The organism is Candidatus Tectomicrobia bacterium (assembly GCA_016192135.1).
In the GTDB taxonomy this organism is placed as follows: domain Bacteria; phylum UBA8248; class UBA8248; order UBA8248; family UBA8248; genus 2-12-FULL-69-37.
This window is the reverse complement of record JACPUR010000034.1, coordinates 1-21,465: the sequence shown is the minus strand read 5'-3', so window position 1 is coordinate 21,465 and position 21,465 is coordinate 1. Positions and strand designations below refer to the sequence as shown.

General features: G+C 69.8%; 20 protein-coding genes. 8 read left to right on the top strand and 12 right to left on the bottom strand.

All coding sequences use genetic code 11. From position 1 onward, the window contains the following. Positions 1-90: 90 nt before the first annotated feature. Entirely contained in the window at positions 91-570 is a 480-nt protein-coding gene (locus tag HYZ11_13555) for a universal stress protein (GenBank protein MBI3128625.1), read from the bottom strand. A gap of 434 nt (positions 571-1,004) precedes the next feature. Continuing rightward, positions 1,005-1,469, bottom strand: coding sequence for a cupredoxin domain-containing protein (locus HYZ11_13550; GenBank protein ID MBI3128624.1), 465 nt, complete (start codon positions 1,467-1,469; stop codon positions 1,005-1,007). A 410-nt stretch (positions 1,470-1,879) separates the two neighbouring features. Here HYZ11_13550 and HYZ11_13545 point away from each other — a divergent pair, with 410 nt between their 5' ends. After that, positions 1,880-3,955: an APC family permease gene (locus HYZ11_13545; GenBank protein MBI3128623.1), complete on the top strand. Its 2,076-nt coding sequence runs from the start codon at positions 1,880-1,882 to the stop codon at positions 3,953-3,955. A gap of 465 nt (positions 3,956-4,420) precedes the next feature. Then, complete coding sequence (locus HYZ11_13540) at positions 4,421-5,305, top strand: cupredoxin domain-containing protein (protein ID MBI3128622.1); 885 nt, start codon at positions 4,421-4,423, stop codon at positions 5,303-5,305. 154 nt (positions 5,306-5,459) lie between these two features. Here HYZ11_13540 and HYZ11_13535 read toward each other — a convergent pair whose 3' ends face one another. The 8 genes from HYZ11_13535 to aroE form a co-directional block, all read right to left on the bottom strand. Further along, on the bottom strand, positions 5,460-5,909 hold the full coding sequence (locus tag HYZ11_13535) for a c-type cytochrome (protein MBI3128621.1): 450 nt from the start codon (positions 5,907-5,909) through the stop codon (positions 5,460-5,462). A 188-nt stretch (positions 5,910-6,097) separates the two neighbouring features. Beyond that, positions 6,098-7,087: a 2-phospho-L-lactate transferase gene (locus tag HYZ11_13530; GenBank protein ID MBI3128620.1), complete on the bottom strand. Its 990-nt coding sequence runs from the start codon at positions 7,085-7,087 to the stop codon at positions 6,098-6,100. Beyond that, positions 7,059-7,688: a nitroreductase family protein gene (locus HYZ11_13525; GenBank protein ID MBI3128619.1), complete on the bottom strand. Its 630-nt coding sequence runs from the start codon at positions 7,686-7,688 to the stop codon at positions 7,059-7,061. The genes HYZ11_13530 and HYZ11_13525 overlap by 29 nt, the downstream gene beginning before the upstream one ends. After that, a complete protein-coding gene (locus HYZ11_13520; protein ID MBI3128618.1) occupies positions 7,685-9,142 on the bottom strand; it encodes a Coenzyme F420 hydrogenase/dehydrogenase, beta subunit C-terminal domain in 1,458 nt (485 codons plus the stop codon). The genes HYZ11_13525 and HYZ11_13520 overlap by 4 nt, the downstream gene beginning before the upstream one ends. Before the next feature lie 105 nt (positions 9,143-9,247). Continuing rightward, positions 9,248-10,483, bottom strand: a complete 1,236-nt coding sequence (gene cofH / locus HYZ11_13515) for a 5-amino-6-(D-ribitylamino)uracil--L-tyrosine 4-hydroxyphenyl transferase CofH (protein MBI3128617.1) — start codon at positions 10,481-10,483, stop codon at positions 9,248-9,250. Further along, positions 10,480-11,571: a 7,8-didemethyl-8-hydroxy-5-deazariboflavin synthase subunit CofG gene (gene cofG, locus HYZ11_13510; protein ID MBI3128616.1), complete on the bottom strand. Its 1,092-nt coding sequence runs from the start codon at positions 11,569-11,571 to the stop codon at positions 10,480-10,482. Before cofG ends, cofH begins: the two co-directional genes overlap by 4 nt. A gap of 161 nt (positions 11,572-11,732) precedes the next feature. Then, positions 11,733-12,923 carry a CoA transferase gene (locus HYZ11_13505; protein MBI3128615.1) on the bottom strand — a complete coding sequence of 397 codons (1,191 nt, stop codon included), beginning with the start codon at positions 12,921-12,923 and terminating at the stop codon, positions 11,733-11,735. Between the two features lie 95 nt (positions 12,924-13,018). Further along, complete coding sequence (aroE, locus tag HYZ11_13500; protein MBI3128614.1) at positions 13,019-13,882, bottom strand: shikimate dehydrogenase; 864 nt, start codon at positions 13,880-13,882, stop codon at positions 13,019-13,021. 132 nt (positions 13,883-14,014) lie between these two features. Here aroE and HYZ11_13495 point away from each other — a divergent pair, with 132 nt between their 5' ends. From HYZ11_13495 to HYZ11_13485, 3 genes are read left to right on the top strand one after another with little or no spacing between them, the layout of a single operon-like run. After that, positions 14,015-15,136: a zinc-binding dehydrogenase gene (locus HYZ11_13495; protein MBI3128613.1), complete on the top strand. Its 1,122-nt coding sequence runs from the start codon at positions 14,015-14,017 to the stop codon at positions 15,134-15,136. Positions 15,137-15,159: 23 nt separating this feature from the next. Then, entirely contained in the window at positions 15,160-15,339 is a 180-nt protein-coding gene (locus HYZ11_13490) for a hypothetical protein (GenBank protein ID MBI3128612.1), read from the top strand. Positions 15,340-15,368: 29 nt separating this feature from the next. Beyond that, a complete protein-coding gene (locus HYZ11_13485; protein ID MBI3128611.1) occupies positions 15,369-15,548 on the top strand; it encodes a hypothetical protein in 180 nt (59 codons plus the stop codon). Between the two features lie 5 nt (positions 15,549-15,553). On the opposite strand, the gene HYZ11_13480 is transcribed toward HYZ11_13485, so the two are convergent. Then, positions 15,554-17,236 (bottom strand): amidase, encoded by a 1,683-nt coding sequence (locus HYZ11_13480; GenBank protein MBI3128610.1) that lies wholly within the window; start codon positions 17,234-17,236, stop codon positions 15,554-15,556. 144 nt (positions 17,237-17,380) lie between these two features. Then, positions 17,381-18,649 carry a GNAT family N-acetyltransferase gene (locus tag HYZ11_13475; protein ID MBI3128609.1) on the bottom strand — a complete coding sequence of 423 codons (1,269 nt, stop codon included), beginning with the start codon at positions 18,647-18,649 and terminating at the stop codon, positions 17,381-17,383. 339 nt (positions 18,650-18,988) lie between these two features. Between HYZ11_13475 and cofC the strand changes: the two genes are divergently transcribed. From cofC to HYZ11_13460, 3 genes are all read left to right on the top strand, one after another. Then, positions 18,989-19,699, top strand: coding sequence for a 2-phospho-L-lactate guanylyltransferase (cofC, locus tag HYZ11_13470; GenBank protein ID MBI3128608.1), 711 nt, complete (start codon positions 18,989-18,991; stop codon positions 19,697-19,699). After that, the gene (cofE, locus tag HYZ11_13465; protein ID MBI3128607.1) at positions 19,696-20,481 is read left to right on the top strand and encodes a coenzyme F420-0:L-glutamate ligase; all 786 of its coding nucleotides are present in this window, start codon (positions 19,696-19,698) and stop codon (positions 20,479-20,481) included. Before cofC ends, cofE begins: the two co-directional genes overlap by 4 nt. A gap of 168 nt (positions 20,482-20,649) precedes the next feature. Further along, entirely contained in the window at positions 20,650-21,405 is a 756-nt protein-coding gene (locus tag HYZ11_13460) for a hypothetical protein (GenBank protein ID MBI3128606.1), read from the top strand. The last annotated feature ends 60 nt before the right edge of the window (positions 21,406-21,465 follow it).

The following is a 21,465-nucleotide window of genomic DNA, read 5'->3' as shown; positions in this document are numbered from 1 at the left end:
GGCGGACCCGCGCGCCGGTCCATTTTCCCGCACCCGAGCCCGCAAGAGCGCACTCCAGGGAACGCCCCTTCGGCGCCGGATGCGAGAACCTCATCCGTAAGGGAAGACGAAGGGATATCCGGGAATCATCAGTTCCCGCGCGCGGGCGCTCTCCTCGCGGGTGGGCCAGACCATGACGATCGGGCATGGGCATTCGCCCACGAGGGCGTTGGCCGTCGAGCCGAGGCCCACGTCCAGCGGGCTGCGCTTGCTGTGCGAGCCGATGACCAGGAATTCCGCGCCGCTGTGGACGACGAAGGACGGGATGCGCTCGGAGGGCTTTCCGGCCAGGAGATGGCCCTCCACCTCGAGTCCCATGCCGCGCAGGGCCCGGACGAAGCGGTTGAGCTTCTCCTCGGTGCTTTCCACGTCCGGCAGCAGGGAGGCCGGCGCCTCCACCGTCACCACATCGATGACGGCCCGGCCCGCCCGTGCGAGTGCCGCCGCGACCTCGCGCGCCCGCAGGGCGACGGGCGGGAAGTCCACGTAGCGCTGGAGCGCCACGGCCAGCACGATCCGGGAAGCGGCCATCGCTCCCCCTCCTCAGGCGGAAAGGGCGGCCCCTTCAATCTAACGAAAAAATGCATGGCGGGCGATGCAGTGAGTTGGGTCGGCCCTCCCGTGGGCACCGTCTCCGGCAGCCCGCTCTTCGCATCGCCCGCCATTTCCGGGCTCTCTATTTGGTTGTCCGGGAGGCTCTCGCCTCCACGTCCGGCATGATTTGCAAGCGACGGGCCATCCTAGCCGGAACCTTCCCTTAAGCGTTCAAGTGAAAGATTTTCAGGTCTCTTAAGGTTAATTAGCCGAAAAGGAGGTGCCTCGTCCAATCCTTAAACATGGGGCAACTTGTCCCGCTCAAGTGCGCAACTGTGCGGAAAATGCCCCATGGAAAGAAGCTCGCCCGGCCCCTTTTCGCCCGGAAATAGAGGAAAAAAGAAGCCCTATTCCCCTTTCCCCCGCGCCGCTCAGTCCTGCACGATCAGCTCTCCGTTCATCGTGGGCTGATGCTCCGCGCAAATGATGCGGAAGACCCCCGCCCGGTCCGCCTTGAAGCGCATCGTCTCCACGTGGCCCCGCCGCAGCTTCACCCCCTGGGTCTGGTAGTGCTCCACCGCGAGGGTGTGCAGCGAGCCGTGGATCCCCACGAAGTGGAGCGTCACATCGTCTCCTTTCCGGACCACGATCTGGGCCGGCAGGAACACGTAGGCCGAGACCTGCCAGTCCCCCTTGGCGTCGGGCGCCTTGAGCACCATCCCGGGCCCCGCAGGGAGCTTGGCCTGGGGGAAAGGCTCCTTCGCCGCCGCCGCCGTCCCCTTGGGCTCCGCCCCCAGCACATAGAACACGCGCTCCGCCCCCCGCGCCTCGGGGAGCCCCGCCAGCCCCGCCAGCATGACAACGAACGCAACCGCCACGAACCACCGCATAGACAGACCCTCCATAGATCCAGGCAAATGCCGTTAATTATATTTTTAGGCAAGTCTAAACTTTTTTGCAAGCACGGTTAATCGGCGTGGAGCCGGCCTTGTGGCCAGAATTTTTCACCAAATCCGCCTGAGCGCTTCGGCGGCGCGCGCAAATGGCTCTTGCCCTTCCCCCATCCGAGAGTAAAATTCCCCTCAGCCGCTGAACCCTTCCGGCCGGAAGGGGCGGGGGACCCAAGCTTCAGGGGTGAATGCCGGCGAACCTGCCGGCAGGGGCGACTCGGACGTCCTAACCCGTCAGCTAACCTCGCAAGCGTTCTCTGGGAGATGCTTCCGAAACTTCCTCCCGCGATGTCTGCCGTGCATCCTCGCCGTGCGCCCTCGATCCGTCCGGGCACGGCGAGGGGGGAGAAGTGCCCATGCCCGCCGACAGTCCCGGCGACCCCGGGGATACCTCCGTCCCGAAGGACCCATCGGCTTCGCAGGACTCTCCCCCGCCTCCATCCCCGGGGGAAGGCCTTGCGCCCTCGGAGGAGAAACCCTCCCCCTGGAAGCGCCTGCGGCGGGCGCTGATCGGCGCCCCGCGCAGCCTGGCCGACGAATCGTTGTTCCACAAGTTGTCGCTGATCCCCTTTCTGGCCTGGGTCGGATTGGGCGCCGACGGCTTGTCCTCCTCCGCCTATGGGCCGGAAGAGGCGTTCCGGACACTGGGGGAGCATACCTACCTGGCGATCGGGCTGGCCCTCGTGATGGCGTCGACCATCTCCGTCATCGCGATCGCCTACAGCCGGGTGATCGAGCACTTCCCCCACGGCGGAGGCGGATACGTGGTGGCCACGCAGCTTCTCGGGGAACAGGCCGGCGTGGTGTCGGGCAGCGCCCTGCTGGTGGACTACATCCTCACCATTACGATTTCGATCGCGGCGGCGGGGGACGCCATGTTCAGCTTCCTGCCGATGGCGTGGCATGCCTGGAAGCTGCCCGCCGAGGTTCTCATGACCGCCTTTCTCATCGTGCTCAACCTCCGGGGGGTGCGGGAGTCGGTGCTCACGCTGTCGCCGGTCTTCCTTCTTTTCATCGCGACGCACGTGATTCTCATCATGGGCGGGATCATCATGCACTCGTCGGAGTTCCCCAAGACGCTTCAGACGGCCAAGGCGGGCTTTTCCGGCGGGCTCGCCACCCTCGGGATGGGAGGGATGTTTCTTCTGTTCATCCACGCCTACTCGCTCGGAGGGGGAACCTACACGGGGATCGAGGCCGTCTCGAACGGCATCCAGATCATGCGGGAGCCCCGGGTGCAGACCGGCAAGCGGACCATGCTTTACATGGCGGTATCCCTGGCCTTCACCGCGTCGGGCCTTCTCTTTTGCTATCTCCTATGGAACGTGACCGCCGTCGAAGGCAAGACGATGAACGCGGTCTTCGCGGAAAAGTTCGTGCAGACCGTGCCGCTCGGAAACCTATTCGTGATCCTGACGATGGCCTCGGAAGGCGCGATCCTCGTCGTCGCGGCGCAGGCCGGGTTCGTCGACGGCCCGCGGGTAATGGCGAACATGGCCGTGGACTCGTGGCTGCCGCGGCGGTTCGCGTCCCTCTCGGACCGCCTGACCATTCAGAACGGAATCCTCCTCATGGGGCTGATGTCCCTGGTCGCGCTCTTCTATACGATGGGGGAAGTCCGTCACCTCGTCGTCATGTACAGCATCAACGTCTTTCTCACCTTCTCGATGACCGAGACGTCGATGTGCCGCTTCTGGGTCAGTCACCGCGAGCGGCACCCGGACTGGAAACGGAAGATTTCGATCCACGTCATCGGACTGGCCATGTGCCTGACGATACTTGCGGTGACCGTCTTCGAGAAATTCCTGGAGGGCGGATGGGTCACGCTCGTGGTCACGGGTTGCGTGATCCTCCTGTGCTTTCTCATCCGCGGCCACTACCGCGCCGTCTCGATAAAGATCGCGAAACTGCCGGAAGGGAAGGCGGTTGGGCTTCCCGCCGCGCCGTCTCCGGCGGAGGAGATCGACCCCAACAAGCCGACCGCCGCCGTCTTGGTTTCCGATTATGGGAAGCTGGGGGTCAAGACCGTCAAGAACATTTCCGAGCAGTTCCCCGGGCACTTTGCCAATATGGTGTTCCTCACGGTCGGCGTCGTCGATTCCGGCGCCTTCAAGGGAGGAGAAAACGCCTTGGCGTCGCTTCGAGAGCAGGCGGAGGGGACCGTGAAGAAGTACGCCGCCTTGGCGAGCCGCCTCGGCTTCTCCTCGGGCTACCGGGTCGGCCTGGGCATCGATGTGGTCGAGGCGGCGGAGAGGCTCTGCATGAACGTGGCCCGGGAGTTTCCGCACGTCACGTTCTTTTCGGGAAAACTCATATTCGAGCGCGAGCGCTGGTACCACGCCTTCCTGCACAACCAGACCGCGTTCACCATCGAGCGCCGCCTGCAGTGGGCCGGTCAGACCATGGTGGTATTGCCCATTGTCGTGAAGTGAGAGGCGCGCCCGGCGATATACGGAATTCACCATTACGACAAATGGAATCGGAATGCCGTGTTCGCAAATCGGCCGGGAGGCCGCTCAGCGGCCGCCCTCTGGCTTCAGCGTCCTGAGTAGGCCGCGACGGCTTGGGCGTCCTCGCGGAGAGCCGGAAGGGGAGCCCCGGGTGACCGAGGACTTCGCTCCCTGGCATCCGCGGAGAGATTCCGTGATGAAAGTGTGGCTTCGTTACACCCGTAAATAATTTTAAATTCATTTTTGGTTCATTTTTGATTTATTTGAATATTATGTTTCATTGATGTTGAATTTACATGATTTGCCCTGACGGTTCGAGGGGTTTCCCGCATGGCCAGCACCTGCCCGGGCTTTCATGCTGACCCTGAGATTCGGCGGTGCCCGGGGCGGGCGCAAAAAAGCGCCAAGGCGCCCCCCTTCTGCATGGATGGAAGGAAGGAGGACATCATGAAAGCCCTGTTCTCGTTTGTCGCGATGCAGATCGCGATCATCGCTCTCGCGGGGCTCTTTGCCCCTGCACTGGCCTGCAGCGCTGCGGCTGGCGGCAGCTCCCACGGATGGCACCTGGCGGGCGTGCGGCAGGTCTTCGAAACCGTGGCGGGGCTCGCGGGATTTGGGCCGCAGGCTTCTCCAGGCGGCGCCGGTGAGGCCGGCGAAGGAGAACTCCAGGCTTCGGCGGGCGAGGGACTCCCGGGCGAGGCGGGCGGCGCCGTGGCAGGTGCCCTCCAGGCGGCGGGCCCGCCCGCCCCGGACGGAGGTGCATCCTCCCCGGGCGGCGGCCCCGTCTTCCAAGGAGGCGGTGAGACCCTGGCCGGGGCCTCCAATCCGCCAGGAGATCTGACCGCCATGGGAGCGCCCGTCCCCGGCATGCCCGAAGGCGGCGGAGGGGACGGCGGGGGGGGAGCCCTCGGCCGGCCGGGGCTCGTCGCGGGCGGGTGGAGCTATCGGGCGTTCGACGTGCTGGCGGCGCCGCCGAATGGCGCTGCCCCGGCGGAGGAGGAAGCCTTCCTCCCGGAGGAGGAGGACCCCTCTCTCTCGGCCAAGACCCCGCCAAGCAAAGATCCGGACCCCAAGGAGACCTGGCAGGTATCGAGTTGCGTCCTGCCGTCCCAGATCATCGTCAACAAGGGGGAGAACGTGACGCTCAATTTCATGGGCGCCGACGGGGCGGTCCAGGGCATCTCGGTGGAGCATTACCAGGATCAAGCGATGAAGCTGGGGCGTGGAAGCATGGAGACGCTCCGGTTCAGGGCGGACCGGGCGGGGGAATTCCGCATCAGGTGCCAGGGGGCTCAACCCGCGATGTACGGGAAGCTGATCGTGCTGGACTGAGACCGGGTGGCGCCTCGGTCCACCGGAGCCTGCTGAAGCTGCGCTTTCGCTCCGGCTCGCGATTCGATCTAAAGGCGGCGGAGATCAAAGTTGGGCCATCGCTGGCTGGGCCTTCAGGCCGGATGTTCAATAGGTCCAGGCCCCGGAGCACGGCTCAGCGGCCGCCCTGAGGCTTCACCGTCCTGAGATAGGCCGCGACGGCCTCGGCGTCCTCCCGTTGCATCCGGAAGGGAGGCATGGGGGGGCGGGGGGAGCCGCCACGCGGCTTCTTCCCCGTCATGAGCAGCCGGATGAAGTCCGCCTCGCTGTAGCCGCCCGGGAGCCCCGCCAGGCGGGGGGGCTTGAGCGCCCATTCGGTCTTCGGGTGCGCGGGCCCTTCCACGGGAATCCGCCCGCCCTGGAGGAGCTGCTCCGGGATGAGCCTCCCCCGCTCATCCCTCGGGGAGTGGCACTGCACGCACATCGCCACGTGATGGACGAGATATTCCCCCCGGCGGGCCTTCGGATCGGCAGCTTGGGCGGCGGGAGGCGCGGGCCCCAGGGCCATCAAGATGAAAAGAAGAAGATCGAGGGGCATCATCTTGTCCACATCGCTTCCTTTCACGCGACGGCGCTCCGGGGGCCCCGCCGGGAGGCGGGCCGGTCCGCGTCCCATGTATAGAGGCTTCGTGGAGAGGGGCATATCGGCTAGATCCGGGAGAACCGGTGGGAAAAACTTTTGAGTTACGCAGGATTCAGGTTGGGTTCAGGTTGGATTTACGTTAGCGCGCCTTGCTTTCCGAGGGCCATTCCTCAGCGGGCCAGCTCCGCCGCGAAGGCGAGCACCCCCTCGGCGAGCCTCTGCTTGGACGCCCCATCCGTCATCACCGTGGGCAGCGCCTTGGCCTTGAGGCCCAGGCCCTCCACCTGGGGGAGGAGGGCCGCGTCCCGCTCGTCCAGCACGAACCCGTCGAGGTGCTCCCGCAGGATGGCGGCCACCCCCGCGGCCGAGACCTCGTGCCCCAGGCTTCGGAGCATCTCGGCCGCCGGCCCCTTGAGGGCCACGCCGCCGACGATCGGGCTCACCGCGATCCGGGGGACGCGGGCCGCAAGGATGCGCTCGCGGATGCCCGCCACGGCCAGGATGGGCCCGACGCTCACGATGGGGTTCGACGGGCAGAAGACGATGGCCCGCGCCTCTTCCAGCGCGCGCGCCGCCTCGGGCGAGGGCCGCGCCTCCTCCGCCCCCTGGAAGCGCACTCCGAGCACCCAGGGCCGGGTGCCGCGCGCCACGAAGTAGTCCTGGAACTCGAGCTCCCCCTCGGGCGTCTGGACCCGGGTCGCCACCGGGCTGTCCGTCATGGGGAGGACGCGCGCCCGCACCCCCAGCGCCCTGCAGAGCTCGGCCGTCGCCTCGGTGAGCCGGGCGCCCTCGGCCAGGCGCTGGGTGCGGCGGATGTGGGTGGCGAGGTCCTTGTCCCCCAGGCGGAACCAAGTGGGCCCGCCGTAGCGGCCCAGGAGCCCGAGCGCCCCCGCCGTGTCCCCGGCGATGCCCCAGCCGGCCTGGGGATCGGCGAGGCCCGCCAAGTTGTACATCACCGTGTCGAGATCGGGGCTGATGTGGAGGCCGTGGAGGGTCAGGTCGTCCGCCGTGTTCACGATGACGGAGAGCGCCCCCTCCGGCAGGGCGAGGGCCAGGCCCACGGCGAGCTTGGCGCCCCCCACCCCTCCGGCCAGGGCGGCCACCGGACCGCGGAAGCTCACGGGACGAAGCTCACCGGACGAGGACGCCGGGGCGCGCATCCGGCCTGGCGGGAGGCGGGACGGCCGCCCGGCCCGCCGCCACGTAGGCGCGGGGCACCCAGTCCTCGGGGAGCGAGAGCGCCTTCCGCGCCGTCTCGGGGCAGAAGAGGGGCGCGCAGCGCCACACCGAGCCGATGCCCTGGGCGGCCAGGGCGAGCATCAGGTTCTGGAGCGCCGCGCCCAGGCTGTGCTCGGCCATCATGCGCTCGTTCGCCTGCTTCGCGGGGTCCTCGTAGCGGTCCAGGTCCTTGTAGGAGAGCGCGGCGAGGATGAGGGCGGGCGCCCCGGTGATGAGGCGGAGGCTCCCCGCGTGGCGGCGCCTGCGCTCCTCCTCGGGCACGCCCTCCCGCTCCATGTCGCGCAGGAAATCCCTTCCCATCTCCGTCGCGAGCCTGAGCCGCGCCTCCGGGGTGGCCACGATGCAGAAGCGCCAGGGGGCGCTCCCGTGCGGGCTCGGGGCCAGGGAGGCCGCCTCGAGGGCGGCGCGCAGGCGGTCGGGGTGGAGGGGCTCGGCCGCGAACTTCCGGACCGAGCGCCGGTAGAAGAGGGCGTCCGCCAGCGTCACCCCGCCGAAGGCGGTCTGGAGGTTCTCGCCGCTCACCCGGCGCCCTCCTGCCCCGGGGGGATTTCCGGAGGGCGCCAGCCGGGGGGCGCCCCGCCCTGCTCGGGCGAGGGCGGGGGGGGAAGCTTGCGCTTCTCGCCCGGGGGAGGCTCCCCCGGGTCGCCCGGGATGGGCTGGCCCGCCATGTAGCCGGTGACGCGGACGGGCCGATCCTCCCCGCCGTAGGCCGCGGCGAGGCCGGCCTCGATCTCGGCGGCGCTCTTCCCGCTCCCCGCCATGCGGGCCAGGGCGTGATCCGCGCCCTCCTTGGGGCTGTACTGGGGAAGGCCCGGCCCGGTGCCGCTCTTCCCGCCCACGGCGGGCACCCGGCCGCGCTGCCGCCGCGCGAGGATCTGGAGGATGTTCCAGGCGCGGCGGTTCTCGCGGATGGGCATGGTCTCGGCCCGGCCCGCCGCTTCGAAGGCCCGCCAGGCGCGCTCCCCGCGCTCGGTGCGGATCATCACGATGGTCCAGCCCCGGGTGCCGACGCCCCCGCAGGCGATGTCGGCCAGCTCGGCGGAGAAGTCGGCGCAGTGGCGGCACTCGGGGCGCTGGTAATCCCGCATGGCCTCCTCCAGCGGGAAGGTGACAAGCTCGCCGTCCTTCTTGTGGACGAGGACTTCCCCCTTCACGTTGAACTTGGCCACGTCCGCGAGCGGGATGCCCAGGCCCTTCTCGATCTTCTCGGTCATCAGGCCGAAGGTGAAGACCTCGGTGCAGAAGAGCCCGATCTGGAGGGCTACCCGCCCGGCGAACCCCCGCAGGAAGCCCCGCTGCTTCTCGATGTGCTGGGGGCGCTTCTTGGGCGAGAGGAGGAAGGAGGGGTCGATGAGCTCCATCTTCCGGATGGGGGTGATCTGGCAGGGCACCCCCACGAAGGCCACCTTCTTCAAATCGCGCTCCGCCGCCTCCTTGAGCGCCAGGTTGTTCGGGCAGTAGGTATACCAGCTCCCCGCGCTGGCGCGGATCCCCTCCTGCGTCGTGACCACCTTGGGGCTGGGGGCGCAGGGGGGGTCATCCTCCCCCACCGCCGCGACCACGGCGCCGTCGATCTCGCCCGCCTCCAGCGCCCACGAGAGGAGCGCGGTGACGATGCCGCCGTCCTGGGCGCGCTCCATGATGCCCGCGTCCTTCGTGCGCGCCGCGAAGATGTGGCGGTAGGCCCCGAAGATGTCCTCCCAGGGCCGGCGGTCCCGGAAGACGGCGTCCCGCAGGTGGATCTCGCGCGGCCAGAGCCTGGGGCAGGCCTGGGCGCAGACGTCGCAGCCGATGCCCTCGCTCACCCCGCAGTAGTCGAAGGGCGCGCTCGCCTTGGCCGTCTGCTTGGGCTTGCCCCCGATGTACTCGATGACGTTGTGGGGGCAGACGAGGACGCAACTCCCGCACTCGCAGCAGGTCCCCGCCGCCACCACGTCGTTCATCATGTCCTTGAGGCTGGGGTGGTGGAGGGTCATGGGGGGCCTTCGCAGGGCGAACGGTGACTGCCTCTACGGAAATCGGGGCGATGGTTTCGCACGGGCGTTCAATTGAACGCCCCTACATGGGAATGCGGCTTTCGGTCACCGGCACCCGCCGGCGTTCAGGAGGGGGAGGAGGCCCTCCTTCTTCTGTCCGCCCTGGGCCCCCCCGCCGAGGAGCGCCTCGTCGTCCGGCCGGGGATGGCGCCAGCGCGGGTCGCCCTCCCGGATGATGTCGTAGGTCGTGGTGCGCTGGACGGGCGCCCGCCCCGCCTCCCGGATGGCCGCGTTGAACTGGGCGGGCGTGAGGCTCTGGCCGTACTCGGAGCCCGAGGTGCGCGAGATGTTCTCCTCGATCAGGGTGCCGCCCAGGTCGTTGACGCCCAGGGAGAGCGCCCGCTTGGCCGCCCCGATGCCGATCTTGGGCCAGGCCACCTGAAGGTTCGGTATCCACCCCCGGAAGAAGAGCCGCGCCACGGCATGGAGCCTCAAGATGTAGCCCAACGGGGCCATCTCCTTGATGTTGAACTCCTCCCCCATCTTGTTGTCGTAGGGGACGAAGGGCAGCGGCACGAACTCGGTGAAGCGCGCCCGGGCGGTGCGCGCGGACTCCTTCTGGAGGTCGCGCAGGATGCCCATGTGCTCGGCCAGTTCCGAGGGCTTCTCGATGTGGCCGTACATGACCGTGGAGGTCGTGGGGATGCCCACGGCGTGGGCGGCGCGGATGATCTCGAGCCAGCGCGCCACCGGGATGCGCCCCGGGCTGATGAGCTTCTTCACCCGCTCGACCAGCACCTCGGCGGCGGTCCCGGGGATGGAGCCCAGCCCCGCCTCCTTGAGCCGGACGAGGATGACCTCGAGCGGGAGGCGCGTCTTGCGCTGGATGTGGTCGATCTCGGCCGGCGAGTAGGCGTGCATGTGGACGCCGGGGATGACCTCCCGCGCGAGGCGCAGCACCTCCTCGTAGCGGTCGAGCGAGATCTTGGGGTTGAGGCCCCCCTGCATGCAGATCTCGCGCACCCCGAATTCCCGGGCGCGCTCGAAGCGCACGCGCAGGGCGCCGTCGCCGTGGGTGTAGGCGTCCTCGTCCTTGGGCCGGCGGTAGAAGCCGCAGTACTTGCAGTCGGTGTAGCAGACGTTGGTGAAGTTGACGTTCGCATTGATGATGTAGCTGACCTCGTCCCCGGCGGCTCGCCGCCGCTCGGCGTCGGCGAGCCCGTGGAGCCGCTCGGCCGTCTCGGGGGAGGAATCCTCCAGGAGTGCCGTGGCGTGCTCCGTGGAGAGCTCCTCGCCCGCCTCCCAGGCGTCCAGGATGTCGAGGGTGAAGGATCGCGTCATGAAGACCCTCCCGCCGCGGCGGGCGCCAAGAGTCCGTCGGCCTGGTCCCGCCGCTCCAGCATCTTCTCCAGGGCCGGGAGCGTGGGCGCGGGGCACCAGCCCGCCGCGATGAACTCGTCGTAGACGGGCATCCGGAGCTTCAAGCGCATCCCCTCCGGGCGCAGGCGCCGGTCCAGGGCCTCGAGCTCGGGCCAGGGCCGGTTGGGGTTGATGTGGTCCGCCTCGGGGGCGATGCCGCCCAGGTCGTCCGCCCCGGCGCGCAGGAGGGCGGGCAGGTCGTCCACCAGGTTGGGGGGGACCTGGATGTGCACCCCCGGCATGAGCCGCTGCACGTGGGGGATAAGGGCGGCCACCTCCTCGTCCGGGGGCTTCATCCACCGCGCCATCGCCGTCCCCGGCTGGGGGTTCAGGGGCTGGAGGATGACCTCCTGGATGTGGCCGTACCTCTTATGGAGCGCCGCGATGGCCTCCAGGGTCTCGATCCTCTCTTCGGGTTTTTCCCCGATGCCGATGAGGATGCCCGTGGTGAAGGCGATCCCGAGCCTCCCCGCCGCCTCCACGGTCGCCAGGCGGAGCTCCGGCGCCTTGGTGGGGGCGTGGCGGTGGGCCACCCCTCTCGTGGCTTCCGGGCTCACCGTCTCGGCCATCATCCCCAGGCTCACGTTATAGGGCTTGAGGAGCTCGAGCTCCCACGCCTCGAGGGTGCCGATGTTGGTGTGGGGGAGCATCCCCTCCGCCAGGCACATGCGGCAGACCTCGGCGCAGTAGGCCGCGTAGGAGCCGAAGCCCCACTCCTTCAATTGCCTCCGCAGGCCCGCGTGGCGGTCGATGCCCTCCCCCGTCATCACCAGCGCCTCGATCACCCCCTGGGCGGAGGCCGCGCGGGCGCGCCGGGCGCACTCCCCGGGCGCGAGCAGGGCCGGCGCGTCGCTCCTGAAGCTGCAGTAGCCGCAGCGGTTCAGGCACCAGGTGGTGACCGGCAGGGTGAAGTTGAAGGAGTAGGTGACGGCTCTCAGGGCAGGCTCCCGTGCGCTCGTGAGCGAGAGGAACGGCGGCCCGATCCTATCGGCCCGCCGGGGGGATGGCAAGGGGCGGGGCGGCGGCCTCCCGCGGTGTTTCACGCGCCGGCCGATTGCGATCGGGAATCACCCGTCACCCGTGTGCCCCGCCTGGCCCGGCGCCCCTCTCCCGGAGGGAGAGGGAGAGTGGCCTCGTCCACCCGAGAGGACGGCGCGAACGGACTGCGCCGCTATATCACCCCCTTCTCCCTGAGCCCCGCCAGCGAGGCCTTGGGTCGCCCGAGGAGGCCGCAGAGGATCTCCTCGGTGTGCTCCCCCAGCAGCGGCGGGGGGAGCTGGACCCGGCCCGGGGTGTCCGAGAGCTTGATGGGGATGCCCATCATCCGCAGCGTGCCGGTGCGGGCGTGCTCCACCTCGACCACCATCTCGCGGTGGCGCACCTGCGGGTCCTGGGTCACCTCGGCGATGGTCTTGACCGGGCCGCAGGGGACGCCCCCCTTCTGGATGCGCTCGATCCAGTGGGCGCGCTTGTCCTTGATGAGGGTCCCCTCGATCTCGCGCTCGATCTCCTCCCGCCCGGCCACGCGGTCCGGGTTCTTCTTCCAGCGCGGGCTGTCGGCCAGGTCCCCGCGCCCGATGGCGCGGGCGAAGCGGTCCCACAGGCTGTCGTTCGCGGCGGCGACGATGATCTCCCCGTCCGCGCAGCGGAACTCCCGGTAGGGCGAGATGCTCGGGTGGCGGTTGCCGTTGCGGGTGGGGGGCTTACCCGTGGCGAAGAAGTTGCCCGCCATGTGGCTCAAGAGGGCGGCCTGGCCGTCCTGGATGGCGACGTCCACGTGCTGGCCCCGGCCCGTCTTCCCGCGCGCGAGGACGGCGAGGAGGATGCCCTGGATGGCGAACAGCGCGGTCGTGAGGTCCGCGATGGCGATGCCGCCCTTGCAGGGGGGGCCGTCCGCCGTGCCGGTGACGCTCATGAAGCCCCCCTCGGCCTGGAGGAGGATGTCGTAGGCGGGCCGCTCGCGGTAGGGCCCCGTCTGGCCGTAGCCCGAGATGGAGCAGTAGACGAGCCTGGGGTTGAGCTTTTGGCAGTCCTCCCACCCGAAGCCCAGCCGCTCCACCGCCCCCGGGCGGAAGTTCTGCACCAGGATGTCCGCCCCCTTCACGAGGTCGCGGAGGATGGCCTTCCCCTCCTCCGCCTTCATGTTGAGGGTGAGGCTCCGCTTGTTGCGGTTCACGGCCTGGAAGTAGCTGCTCTCGCCCCCCTCGTAGAAGGGGGGCCAGAGCCGGGTGTCGTCCCCCCCGTCCGGGTTCTCGACCTTGAGGATCTCGGCCCCCATGTCCCCGAGCATCATGGTGCAGAAGGGCCCGGCCAGGACGCGGGAGAGGTCCACGACCCGCAGGCCTTCGAGCGGCAGGGTCATGCGAGAGGCTCCCATGGATGACGGATGATGCCGTGCTCTTTGCGTCCGTAGGGGCGAAGTATGCCTCGCCCCTACAAAAGATATCGCCTCGATGGTCACCCCGCCCCGAGCGCCTTGAGGACCGCCTCGCGCACCCGGGGGACGGGCATCTTCGTCCCCGTCCACATCTCCCAGGCGGCGGCGCCCTGGTGGACGAGCCAGCCCACCCCCGAGAGCCCCCGCGCCCCGCGGCGCCGGGCCGCCTTCAGGAAGGCCGTCTCGGCCGGGTTGTAGACGGCGTCCGAGCAGATCGCGCCAGGCGGGATGGCCGCCTCGGGCACCGGCAGGGCCGCCATGCGGGCCGCGTCCCCCGTCATGCCCTGGCTCGTGGTGTTCACGATGAGCTGGGCGTCCCGGGCAGCGTCCTCCAGGCCGCCGAGTCCCCCGCCCGCGACCGGGAGGCCGGGGAAGGCCTTCCGCACCGACTCCGCGAGGGCGGCGGCCTTCTCGGCCGTGCGGTTGCGGATCTCCAGGTGGGCGGCGCCCGACTGGGCGAGCTTGACGGCGATGGCGCGCGCCGCGCCCCCGGCGCCCAGGAGGAGGCAGCGCATCCCCTTGGGCGTCGTCCCCATCTCCTCCTCCAGGGAGCGCAGCCAGCCGATCCCGTCCGTGTTGTGGCCCTTCATGCGGCCCCCGGGCTCGAAGGTGACAACGTTCACCGCCCCCATGAGGCGGGCGTCCTCCGAGAGCTCGTCCACCATCCGGCCGATCGTCACCTTGTGCGGGATGGTGATGCAGAGCCCCGCGAAGCCCATGGCCTGGGCGCCCCGCACCGCCGCCTCGAACCTCTCCGGCGCCACCTCGTAGGCCAGGAAATGGTAGGGCACCCCCAGGACCGCCGCCGCCGTGTTGTGCATGGTGGGCGACATGGTGTGGCCGAGCGGGTAGCCGAAGATGGCGAGGGTCTTCTCGAGGGCCATGCGCAAGCTCTCCTGGGGGCCGTGCCCCTGCCCGCGGGTTGCGCTAGAGTAGGCCGGAAGCCGAGGAGCCGCAAGGCCGAAATCCATTCATGCGCATTCGTGCCCGGCCGCGCCGGGAGAGGAGAAGGCAAGATGCCCACCGTCCAGGCCGCCACCATGCTCCAGCCCGGCGAGATCGCCCTCCGGGAGTACCCCAAGCCCGAGGTCGCCGAGGACGCGCTGCTCCTCAAGGTGGCCGCCGTCGGGGTGTGCGGCTCGGACAAGCACATGTTCCACGGCCGGATGACCCTCGCCTGGCCCGTCATCCCGGGCCACGAGTTCAGCGGGGTGGTCGAGGCCATCGGCCCCCGGGCGAACGCCGCGATGAAGATCGTGGGCGGGCCCCTCAGGGAGGGGGACGCCGTGACCGTCGTCCCCGGCAGCCAGGCCTGCGGCAAGTGCTGGTACTGCGTCCACGTGCCCCACCGGCCCCAGCTCTGCCCCAACCGAACCGTCTTCGGCTTCCGCTCCTCGGCCGAGCCGCCCCACCTCTACGGGGCCTTCTCGGAGTACGTCTACGTCCCCGGGAGCTCCTTCGTGCTCAAGCTCCCCCAGGGGCTTTCCTTGGAGCGCGCGGCCCTGGCCGAGCCCCTGGCCGTGGCCATGCGCGCCGCCGCCCGGGCGATGGCGCCGGGCCTGCCCTGGGCGGGCGAGGGCTTTGGCGTCGGCTCGCGCTGCGCGGTGATGGGGGTGGGCCCCATCGGCCTCCTCGCGGTGGCGGCCCTCCGGACGATGGGGGCGGGGGAGATCATCGCCCTCGACATGTCGGAGGAGCGCCTGGCGTTCTCCCGGAAGTTCGGGGCGACGCGCATCGTGAACATCGGCAAGCTCTCCGAGGCGCAGCGCAAGGAGCAGGTGCTGGGCTGGACGGACGGGGTGGGGCCCGACGTGGTGATCGAGGCCGCGGGCGTCCCCGCCGCCTTCGCCGAGGGGCTGGAGCTCGTGCGGCGCGGCGGGCGGCTCGTCGAGGTGGGGCACTACGGGGACCCGGGTGGAGTCGAGATTCACCCCCACCGGGTCTGCCACAAGGACGTGGACATCCTCGGCTCCTGGGCCTACCCCCAGGTGCAGTTCGAGCCCGCCCTGGACATGCTCCTGCGCTCGCCGCTGCCGCTGGACGAGATGTTCACCCACCGGATGGGGCTCGCCCAGGTGCAGGCCGGGATCGAGATCACCGGCACGGGGGACTGCCTCAAGGTGCTCTTGAAGCCCTAGGGGCGCTTCGGGAGAGCCCGCGAATGAAGCTCCTGCAATACATCGGCATCGCCTTCATCGGCGGGGGGCTGGGCCTCTTCGTCCGGGCGCTCTCCGCCGGCGCGAAGGATCCCGCCATGGATAATCAGGTGGGCGCCCTCTTCCTCTTCATCGGCGCGGGATGCTTCCTGGCCCACCACTACCTCAAGGGCCGGAGCGGGTAAGTCGGGCCGCCCGCGAAGGAGGGATGCGCGTGTTCCGGCTGTGGTTCACGGGCTATCTGGCCGCGGGGCTCGGCGCCGTCCTCCTCTTCATGCCGTGGTTCTACGAGGAGAAGGACGCCCGTCTCTTCACCGCGATCGGGCCGACCTTTCTCGTGGTGGGTTTCATCTTCCTGGGGGTCGCTTACGCGATCCGGCGGTTCCGCGCCTAGCGCGGCTAGGCCTCCGGCACGTTCTCCACTTTCAGCGTCAGCACGTCTAGCGTCTCGGCGCGCTCGCAGTCTTTCAAATCCAGCGCGTCCAGGGCGGCGAGGGAGGCGTTCAGCCGGTTCACCCCCGCCGTGAGCGCGTCGAGTCGCTCCGGCGCGACGCGGTGGTTCATCGCTTCTGCAAACGCTTTAATTTGCTCCTCCGTCTGTAGGGGCGACCGGCCGGTCGCCCCTACGCCACTTTGGGATGTGGGTGAAGGGATATCCCACGGTGCGGGGGGCGGGGCGCCGGGCGCCACCGGGGGCCTGCGCTTCCACCAGGGATGCGCGCGCTCGTAGGCCGCCGCGATCCGGACGAGGAGCGCCTCCTCCCCCCACCGCCCGGCGATCTGGAGCCCGGCGGGCAGGCCCAGGCGCGTGAAGCCGCAGGGCACCTGGACGGCCGGGACGCCCACCGTGCTGAAGGGCGCTGTGGCGTGGCTGATGGGGGCCCAGGTCTTCATCCCGTCCAGGCAGTCCGCGATGGCGGGGGGCTGGATGGGGATGGTGGGGGTCAGGATGGCGTCCACCCGGCGGAAGAGGGCCGCCGCCTGGCGGATGAACAGCGTCCGGGCCCGCTGGGCCTGCACGTAGCGCCAGCCCGGGATGAAAAGGCTCTGCTCAAAGAAGTCGGCGCCCGGGGAGACGTACTCCTCCCGCCGCTCCCGCAGGAAGGGCAGGTGGTACTCCGCGCTCTCGGGCCCCACCACGGCGGCGTAGGCCACTTGGCCCAGCACCGCCCAGGGCACCTCGACTTCGACGAGGCGCGCGCCCTGCCGCTCCAGCTCCGAGACGGCCGCGCGGGCGAGCCCCTCCACCTCCCTGTCGTAGCCGGGCCAGAAGTAGTTCGAGGGCACTCCAAGCGTGAGGCCCTCCACGCCCCGCCCGATCTCCGCCCGGAAATCGGGAGGCTCCGCGCGGCCTGTGGAGGGGTCGGCCGGGTCGGGGCCCGCGATGGCCTGGAGGAGGATGGCCGCGTCCTCCACGGTCCGGGCCAGGGGGCCCACGGCGTCGAAGCTCCGGCCGAGCGGCACCGCCCCCGAGCGGCTCACACGCCCGTAGGTCCCCCGGATGCCGGCCAGGCCGCAGAAGGCAGCGGGGAGCCGTACCGAGCCCCCCGTGTCCGAGCCGAGCGCCCCAAGGGCGAACCCCGCCGCCACCGCCGCCCCCGAGCCGCTGCTGCTCCCGCCGGTGGTACGGTTCGTGTCCCAGGGGTTGCGCGAGGGGCCGAAGAAGCTGTCCGCCCCGGTGCCCCCGCGGGCGAACTCCTGGAGGTTCGTCTTCCCGAGGATGACCGCCCCCGCCTCGATGAGCCGCCGCACCGCCGGGGCGGTGGAGCGGGGGACGTGGTCCTTCAGGATGCGGCTCCCCGCCGTCGTGGGGAAACCCTCAAGGTCGAGCAGATCCTTGAGGGCGACGGGCACGCCGTGGAGCGGGCCCCGGCAGAAGCCCCGAGCCAGCTCCCCCTCGCGCTCGCGCGCCTGGCGGCGGGCGAGATCGAAGGTGCGGGTGATGAAGGCGTTGATCAGGGGGTCGTGGGCCTCGATCCGCGCGATGCAGGCCTCCAGCACCTCCGTGGGGCGCACCTCACCATTGGCGATGCGGGGGACGAGCCCGGCGATGGAGGAGAAGGCGAGGCTGTCCGCGCTCACGCGGGGGCTCCTTGCGGAAGGGGCGAGGCGAACGATCCGGAGCCCTTGTAGCCGGGATGGGATGGGGAGGCAAGGCGGGCGGGCGCGCCCGGGAGATCATCGGACGAGAGGCTTACATCCCAGGAAGACCCGGGGGCTCCCGGCTCATGTCCATTCCGCGTCCAAGTCCGGCATGGCCGAAACCGGTTTCCGCCATTTCTTCAGCCTCGACACCAGCTGGAACTTGACCGCATGGAGAAGCCTGCCGTGCCGCGTCTTCGGAAGTACGAACAGCCATCGATGGGACCTCAATTCCCTCGTCCACCTGAGCTTCCAGTCCTCATCGAAACCGAGCAGGTCGCATTCGACCAGGCCCCGCTCGAAGGCGTTCCGCAGGACCGTCGAGAAGAGCAGGTTGGAGGGGGAGTATGCGGCGAACGCCGGATCGTATCCGGACTTGAGCCAATAGAGCCTGTTCTTGTAATAGAGGGAGTATCCGAACGCGATCCGGCGCTGGCCCACGGACATGAAATGAAGGCACAGCCATCCCCGCCGCGCCGTCCGCTCGGCGAACTTGGCATACAGCCGGCGGACCTCGGGCCGGCAGATCATGGCCGTCCCGGCCTCTCCCTTCCAGGCGGCCGCCTCGAGACGGAAGCCGTCCTCCAGGGCCTTCCCGATGTCCTCGCCGGAGACAATCTCCTCGAACCGCAGCGGCCCCAGCCTGGCGAGCCGCTTGCGCCTGTTCCTCAGGTTCGCGCGGTGCTTCCTGGGCAGCCCCCTGAAGTAGCTCTCCCAATCCCCGATGCGGATGTAGGGCGAGCGGGTGGACTCCCACGTCTCCGCGAGGACGCCCTCGCCGCCCGCCGCCTCCGCGAGCTCCTTGAACGTCCTCGACTCCGCCGGAAGCTGGCCGAATTCCAGCACATCCCACTTGTCCATGTTTCCGAGGATGTGGTTCCAAATCGCCAGGTGCACGCCTTCGGCCTCCCGCGCCACGATGAAATCGCACCGCAAGCCATGCGCGTGATAGGCGAAGCCAAGGCGCCGCACGGGCAGGCCGTACATCCTCTCCCGGCTCAGCATCATGGGGGCGATGCCCTTCAGCTCCCCTCCTTCCTTCACGAGCAGGATATGGATCTCCTTCCCCTCGCCGAAGCACTCCCACCACGTGCATATCCAGTCGTGGCTGAGGAAGGGATGGTCTATCCCCGCTTCCTCGACCATCCTGTCCCACCATGGCCCCAAGCGGACCAGCTCGTCGTAGTCCGTGACAGTTTCGACCCTGTACGCGGGGATGCCGGACGAGGGGATGACTTCCTGGGCCGCCGCACCCGGCCTCCCGGCGGGCGGCCGCGTTGCCGGGCCGTTCGCCCCGGCGTCCGGCGACGGCTTCGCGCGAATGTCCTCGAAAGGCGTTGGAAATGGCGGCATAGGGTTCCCCGCTCTTCATTGCACGCGGGCCCATCCTCCCCCCGCGTCCGGGGGCGGAGGCCCATTCTGCCGCGGCCAGCATAGGGAATCCTGCCCGAGAGAGGGATGGGGGAAAACCCTCCCTTTCCGGGAGGGAATTCATGTACCCCGGACCTGGATGAAAACTTGTTCCACGTGGGCAAAGCCGCGTATGGCTGATCTGCCCTGCGCCCGCATCGGGAAGCCCCGCCGGGCTTCGCATTCGTCCTGGCGGCGGTCCGGCCGGGCCCGCCTTCCCGATCCGCGCCGGATGCGATAGTGTCCTCCCCTGGACCCCCTTTCGAGGAACCCGAGGATCTCATGGCGCCCTGCACCGCCCTCATCCCGGCGAGAGACTTCCGCACGGCCAAGCGCCGCCTGGCCGCGGTCCTGAGCGCGGAGGCGCGGGACGGCCTGGGGCGCTGGATGCTGGGGCGGGTTCTCGACGCGCTCGAGGGCGCGGCGGGGGTGGAGCGGGTGGCGGTGCTGAGCGACTCTCCCGAGGTGCTCGCCCTGGCCGGGGCGCGCGGGGCGGCGGGCCTTCGCTGCCCCGCCCTCGACCTGAACGCCGACCTTGAGCGGGGCCGCGCCTGGGCGATCGCGCAGGGGGCGGGGACTGTCTTCGTGGTGCCGGCCGATCTCCCCTTCCTCCAGGCGGCGGACGCCGAGCGCCTCCTCGCGGCGGACCGTGAGGAGGGCTGCGCCGTGCTGGCCCCCTCGCCCGACGGAGGCACGAACGCCCTCCTCCTGCGCCCGGCGGACGCCATGCCCTTCGCCTTCGGGCCGGGGAGCTTCGCCCGCCACCTCGCCCTCGCCGAGGCCCGCGGCCTGCGCGCCCTGCGCCTCGACAGCCCGGGCTTCGTCCTGGACGTGGACCTCCCCGCCGATCTGGCCGCCCTGGCCGAGGCCGGGGCTCCCCTCCCCGCCGGCCTCGCCGGGGCCGCGCGCACGGGACCCCCCGAACGGGGCACCCCAAGCAGCCCGCTGCTTGGGGATCCCGAGCGGCTTGCCGCTTGGGGCCCTCGCACGTGACGCCCCTTCAAATATTCCCCCTCCCCGGCATCCCCGAGGTGAAGACCGGGGACGACCTGGCCGCCCTTCTCCTCGAAGCCCTCGGCCGCGCGGGCCTCGAGGTCCAGGAGGGAGACATCCTCGTCCTCGCCCAGAAGATCGTGAGCAAGGCGGAGGGGCGCTTCGTGCGCCTCGCCAGCGTGACGCCCTCTCCCGAGGCGCGCCGCATCGCCGAGCGCGACGGGCGCGACGCGCGGCTGGTCGAGGTGGTGCTTCGCGAGTCGAACGAGGTCGTCGTGGCCTCGGAGCGGGCGCTCATCGTCGAGCACCGCTCGGGCGCGGTGTGCGCCCACGCGGGCGTGGACCGCTCGAACCTGCCGGGCGGGGAGGAGGCGGCGCTCCTCCTCCCCCGGGACGCGGACGCCTCGGCCCGCGCGCTGCGCGAGTCCATCGCCCGGGCGGCGGGGGCGCGTCCGGCGGTCATCGTCGCCGACACCCAGGGGCGGGCCTTCCGCCGGGGGGTGGTGGGAGTGGCCATCGGCTGCGCCGGGGTGCAGCCCGTGGCGGACCTCCGGGGGACGAAGGACCGCGCGGGGCGCCCCCTCGAGATCACCCAGGTGGCGCAGGCGGACGAGCTGGCCGCCGCCGCGAGCGCGGTGATGGGCCAGGCGGCCGAGGGGGTCCCGGCCGTCCTCATCCGGGGGGCCCGCTACCTCCCCGGGGAGGAGCCGGCCCGCACCCTCTTCCGCCCCAAGCATGAGGATCTGTTCCGGCCTCCACGGGCTCCCGCGGAAAATCCTTAAACCGTTTAAAATTAATCCATTGCAGCCATCCCGCCCGGCGGGGGCCCCGGGGCCGCCGATTCTCCACTTGAGAATGATTTGTTTTTTTGCTTAGATTGCGTTCACCAAGAGCCGTCATTCATTCGCGCATGTTCATGACGTGCCGGCTCGAATCGGGGTGGACGCGCCATGAGCATCCAGCTTTCCGGGTCTCCCGACCGCTCCCCGTCGTCGCTGGACGCTCCCGTCACGTCCTCTCCGCGCGGCCGCACCGTCCTCGCCGCCGGCCGGCCCTGCCCTTTCCTGGGCTCCCAGGACGGCCCGGGCCTGGCCAACAACTCCCCCTCGCGCATGAACGTCTGCCACGCCCACCCCCGGAAGGAGTGGCGGGGCCTCCGGCGCATCACCATCCCCTACAGCCGGCTGACCAAGGAACGGCAGGCGGAAACCTGCTTCGCGGCCTTCAACCAGTGCCCTTACCACCAAAGGGCCTCGAAAGACGGGGAGGCCCATCCCGCGCCCCGGCCCGCCCAGGCCGCCCCGGCGCCCGCGGCACATCCCCTCAAGCACAAGAAGCGCCGCTCCTCGGGCCGCGCCCCCATGAGCAAGCGCACCCGCGCCCTCCTCCAGTACGCCGGCCTCGGCCTGGCGACCGCCCTCCTCGCCTTCATCATCTCGGCCGTCATCTCGGCCGAGCCCGGGCGCATGTTCGCCTTCGTCTTCGACTACATCGCCCTCCAGGACATCAAGTCCATGGGCCTCGCCGACAAGGGCGCCGACCCCTCCCAGACGGGCGGCGTCGTCACCGGCGGCAACCTGAAGGCCATGCAGAACCTCTCCGCCGCGCAGAAGGACAAGCTCAAGAACTCCTCCCAGTTCAAAAACCTCTCCGAGGCGGACAAGCAGAAGCTGAAGGAGAAGTACAAGGCCATGATGGGCCGGTAGGGCGGAAGCGAAAAGGGAAAAGAAAGAGGCCGGAGGGGATGATCCCTCCGGCTTTTGTTT

What these genes read in the sequence shown, in the direction of transcription:
- HYZ11_13555 (MBI3128625.1), bottom strand. Translation starts at nt 570, where the DNA reads ATGGCCGCTTCCCGGATCGTGCTGGCCGTGGCGCTCCAGCGCTACGTG.
- HYZ11_13545 (MBI3128623.1), top strand. Translation starts at nt 1,880, where the DNA reads ATGCCCGCCGACAGTCCCGGCGACCCCGGGGATACCTCCGTCCCGAAG.
- HYZ11_13540 (MBI3128622.1), top strand. Translation starts at nt 4,421, where the DNA reads ATGAAAGCCCTGTTCTCGTTTGTCGCGATGCAGATCGCGATCATCGCT.
- HYZ11_13530 (MBI3128620.1), bottom strand. Translation starts at nt 7,087, where the DNA reads ATGCGCGCCCCGGCGTCCTCGTCCGGTGAGCTTCGTCCCGTGAGCTTC.
- HYZ11_13520 (MBI3128618.1), bottom strand. Translation starts at nt 9,142, where the DNA reads ATGACCCTCCACCACCCCAGCCTCAAGGACATGATGAACGACGTGGTG.
- cofH (MBI3128617.1), bottom strand. Translation starts at nt 10,483, where the DNA reads ATGACGCGATCCTTCACCCTCGACATCCTGGACGCCTGGGAGGCGGGC.
- HYZ11_13505 (MBI3128615.1), bottom strand. Translation starts at nt 12,923, where the DNA reads ATGACCCTGCCGCTCGAAGGCCTGCGGGTCGTGGACCTCTCCCGCGTC.
- aroE (MBI3128614.1), bottom strand. Translation starts at nt 13,882, where the DNA reads ATGGCCCTCGAGAAGACCCTCGCCATCTTCGGCTACCCGCTCGGCCAC.
- HYZ11_13495 (MBI3128613.1), top strand. Translation starts at nt 14,015, where the DNA reads ATGCCCACCGTCCAGGCCGCCACCATGCTCCAGCCCGGCGAGATCGCC.
- HYZ11_13490 (MBI3128612.1), top strand. Translation starts at nt 15,160, where the DNA reads ATGAAGCTCCTGCAATACATCGGCATCGCCTTCATCGGCGGGGGGCTG.
- HYZ11_13475 (MBI3128609.1), bottom strand. Translation starts at nt 18,649, where the DNA reads ATGCCGCCATTTCCAACGCCTTTCGAGGACATTCGCGCGAAGCCGTCG.
- cofC (MBI3128608.1), top strand. Translation starts at nt 18,989, where the DNA reads ATGGCGCCCTGCACCGCCCTCATCCCGGCGAGAGACTTCCGCACGGCC.
- HYZ11_13460 (MBI3128606.1), top strand. Translation starts at nt 20,650, where the DNA reads ATGAGCATCCAGCTTTCCGGGTCTCCCGACCGCTCCCCGTCGTCGCTG.